Origin of the sequence: Andreprevotia lacus DSM 23236 (assembly GCF_900176275.1) — a bacterium.
In the GTDB taxonomy this organism is placed as follows: domain Bacteria; phylum Pseudomonadota; class Gammaproteobacteria; order Burkholderiales; family Chitinibacteraceae; genus Andreprevotia; species Andreprevotia lacus.
Map to the genome: position 1 here is coordinate 1 of NZ_FWXD01000066.1, position 3,700 is coordinate 3,700.

2 protein-coding genes are annotated in these 3,700 nt (G+C 64.5%); both read right to left on the reverse strand.

What is annotated here, in order from left to right:
- The coding region (locus B9A19_RS21710) for a DUF6531 domain-containing protein (RefSeq protein WP_139799064.1) at positions 1-2,183 on the reverse strand (2,183 nt) is incomplete at its 3' end.
- A 36-nt stretch (positions 2,184-2,219) separates the two neighbouring features.
- A partial coding sequence (locus B9A19_RS21715; RefSeq protein WP_139799063.1) for a DUF2345 domain-containing protein occupies positions 2,220-3,700 on the reverse strand: 1,481 nt, incomplete at its 5' end.

A 3,700-nucleotide genomic window follows, 5' to 3' on the forward strand; every position in this document is an offset into this window, starting at 1 on the left:
TCTTCAGTGACGTTGCCTTGTTCGTCGTAGGCACGCAGCCAGTGGTTGCCTTCCGGATCGCGGATGCCGGTGAGGTTGTCGTCGTCGTCCCAGGCAAAGTGCACGGTGGTGCCGTCCGGGCGCAGGTGGTAGGTCAGGTTGCTGCGCTCGTCGTACTCGTAGATGTCCTTGCTGCCATCCGGGTGATGGTGTTTGACGACGTTCTTGTTGTCGTCACGGAAGAACCATTCCTCGCTGCCTTCCGGGTAGCGGATGCGATAGGTGTAGCCGAGGATGTCGTAGTAGTACCAGGTTTCCTGGCCCAGCGCGTCGGTGACGTAGGTGAGGCGGATGTTCTTGTCCCACTGCAGCCAGGTGTCGAAGCTGCCGTCGTCGGCCCATTCGTGGATGGCCTTGGCGTCGGCATTGACGCCATCCCATTCCAGGTTGATGCCGCGACCGGTGCGGTCGACATAGCGGGTGAGCAAGTGGTGCTGATACTGGTATTGCCAGACCGCGCCGTTTTCGTCCTGGGCGAGGACGAGATCGCCGTATTCGTTGTACTTGTAGCTGGCGAGCTGGCGTACCGGTTGGCCGTCCTGCATCTCCCACAGTGCGGCAATGCGGCCGTGACCGTCCGGCTGTACACCGACATGGGCGTGCACGGTATCACCTTCGCGTACCAGCAGGTCAGACAGCTGGCCGTGCTCGCCATGCGGGTGATCGTAGCGCAGGCCCAGCGTGAGGCCGTTGCGCTGTTTCATCATGGTCAGGCGATAGCGCTGGCCAACGCGCTCGTAGCTCTCCACCACGTCCTTGCCGTAGGTGACGGCAATCAGGGTGTCGCTCAGCTGGCTGAGCGTGAAGTTCTCGATGGTGTTCTTGTGGCTCTGCCCCACCTGGAGCAGCGGGAAGCGATGGCTGCGGCCGTCGGCACCGTGGTAGACCAGCTCACCGGCTTCGCGATCGATGTCGATGCAGGTGCTGAATGGGGTAACCCAGCGCGCGCCTTGCTCGCTGTCGTTGAAGGCCGCCAGGTTGGAGCGGTAGGTACGCGACCACTGCAGCGGGAACACGCCGTTCAGCACGAAGTCGACATGGCTGACGCTTTCGGTGCCCATGGCAAAGTCGATGGAGTTTTTGGAACCCACCTTGCCCTTGTTCTTGGCCTGGCAGGGAATGCACTTGGCCGGGCTCTGGTGGCTTTGTGCTTCGAGCTCGCCCGGGCCAGCACGCTTGTGCGTCTCGCCGGTCTTCTTGTCGGGCACCGCTGCCGGGCGGGCCTTGTTCTTCTTCTTCCACTTGATGATGGCTTCGGTGAGCTTGACCAACAGGTAGGCAATGGTGCCCGGCTCGCCCGGGTTGCCCATGCGCGCCACCATGCTCTTGACCTTGGGCGCCAGCACCTTGAATTCACCGGCTATACCGCGCAAGCGGGCCTTGATGCCATCGCTCAATGCAGCCGCCGCAGCGGCATTGGCCGCCGCTTTGGCCATGGCGACTTCGGCATCGTGCAGTGCTTCGAAGTAGTTGCCGAACTTGCTCCACGGGTCGCGCCATGAGGTCTTCTGCGCGGCGGCCAGTTTTTTGCGCGCGGCGTCGGCGCTGGCCTGGGTATTGAACAGCGTGCCGGCGGCGGCTTTGTCCAGGCCAGTGGCGAAGTCGTTCATCATGCCGTTGGCTTTGTCGGCACAATCATTGAGCAGCTTGCTCAGGCCGGCCTTGGCGTCTTCGACGAATTTCTCGATCGTGCCGGCCAGTGTGGCGTTCAGGTGGTCGGCAATGATGTCGACCAGTACGTCCTTGATGGCGCCCTTGAGCTGGGTGCGGATCAGGTGCAGCGTGGGCCGCAGGCTCATCCGGGCTGCCGCCATGGTGGGCGGAATCGGCACGATGCCCACCAGGTTGATGAACAGGCTGACCCAGTCAAGGAAGCCGGCGGCCTTGTTCGAGACCAGGGTGATGATGTCCATCACCGCATCGATCAGCGCAATGATGTTGCCCACCACCGGCAGACTGCCGGCCACCGTCTTGATGCGCTCCAGGTTGATGTAGCCGCCGGTGTTGTCGCGCAGCCACTGGTCGAACTTGCGTACGCCGGCGCTGACGTCTTCGGGCGAGATGGCATTGAGCGGCGCAACCGCAACTTGCGGTTCGGTCTTGGGCGCGGGCGGGTTCGATTTGGCCGTAGCAGGTGCGGTCATCGGGAAGGCCTTGAATGCGGTATCGGGTGAATCGGTTTACAGGTGCGGGGTCGGCAGCTTGGGGGCCGGCAAGGCGCCCGGAAGCTTGTCGAGTGCAGGCATGCCGGCAGGCAGCGCGGCTTTGGCAAGGTCTGCCCCGCCGGCCAGCTTGCCCAGCGCGGCGGCAGCACCGCCGGGCAAAGCTGCGGCCAGTTTGCTGCTGACAGCGCCCGTGGCAGCCGAGGCGAGCGCCGCCACCGGGCTTTGCGTCAGTGCCGCCGGCAGCTTGGCGGCGCTTTGCGCCAGTGCGGCCAGCTTGCTCGGCGCCATGCTGGCCGCTTGCTTGGCCGTACCGGGCAGATCGAGCAGCTTGCCCAGCGAGGCATCGCCGGCATCCGGGCTGGGGGTGGGCATTTGCGCCGGCCAGTCGGGCTTGCCGAAGTAGCTGGGTTTGTCCCAGGGGTTGCGCGGGTCGTCGCCGAACATGACCTTGGCCGGGCCGGGGAACAGGCCCGAAGCGGTGGATTTGCCGCTGGCGTCAAAGGTGCCCTTGACCACCTTGCCCAGCGCATCGGTCACTTCGTAGGGCGCGCCTTCCAGCGCGGCACTGTTGGTGGCGTAGTGGTTGAACAGGTCGAGGTTGCCCTTGCCCGGCTTGGGCTCGGGCGGCAACTTGGCGCTCTTGCCCGCCGGTCCCGGCATGCTGTGCGTGGCCGCATGCGCCACCCAGCTGCCCTTGGTGCCGTGCTCGATGCCGCCGGCATTGAGCTTGATGTAGCTGCCGGCGCCATTGAGCAGAATCTCTTCCTTGGCGGTCAGCGTGATCTTGTTGGCGGTCTGGGTGATGTCCAGTTTGGCCAGCAGGTTGATATTGGTCTTGAGCGCCTGGATGTCGATGTCGGCGCTGGCCGAGATCAGCTTCATGCCGGCCTTGTAGGCAAACAGCCGTACCGCGTCGACCACGCTGGCCATCAGGCTCTTGCCGACCGCCAGGCTGGTGTGGCCGCCGCTGGTGAGGGCGATGTGATCGCCGCTGGAGATATGGGTAGTGCCCGGGGTGGTGGTTTCAATGCCGACCGGGCTGGCCAGCACCAGGTGCGGCGCGGTCAGTTCGGGGAAGTCGCCCTTGCTCGGGTCGCCACCACTGCCCTTGATCGAGTCGTTCTGTGCCTTGAGGATGTCGGCGACCGGCGATTGGTCGATGTCGCCATCGAGGGCGGCGTATTCCTTGGCGGTGTCGGCCTGGGCCTGGTGTTGGGTTTGCGCTTGCTTGAGCCGCTCGGTGGTTTCGCCCATGTCGGTGATGTGGGCACGGGCGGCCGGGCGCGATTCGGTGGTGATCAGCAGGCCTTGCGTGGCGCGGATGGCGCCATGGCCGTCGGTACGCAATTCAAAGCCCTGGCCGCGCGGGTCTTTGCGGCCGGCGACGTCTTCCACGCGCGAGATATGCCCGAGCGAGAGCTGGCTGTGATCATGATCGCTCTTGAGCTGGGTCTGGATCTGGCCGTTGGTGTCGTCGAGGATCAGGTGGTTGCTGC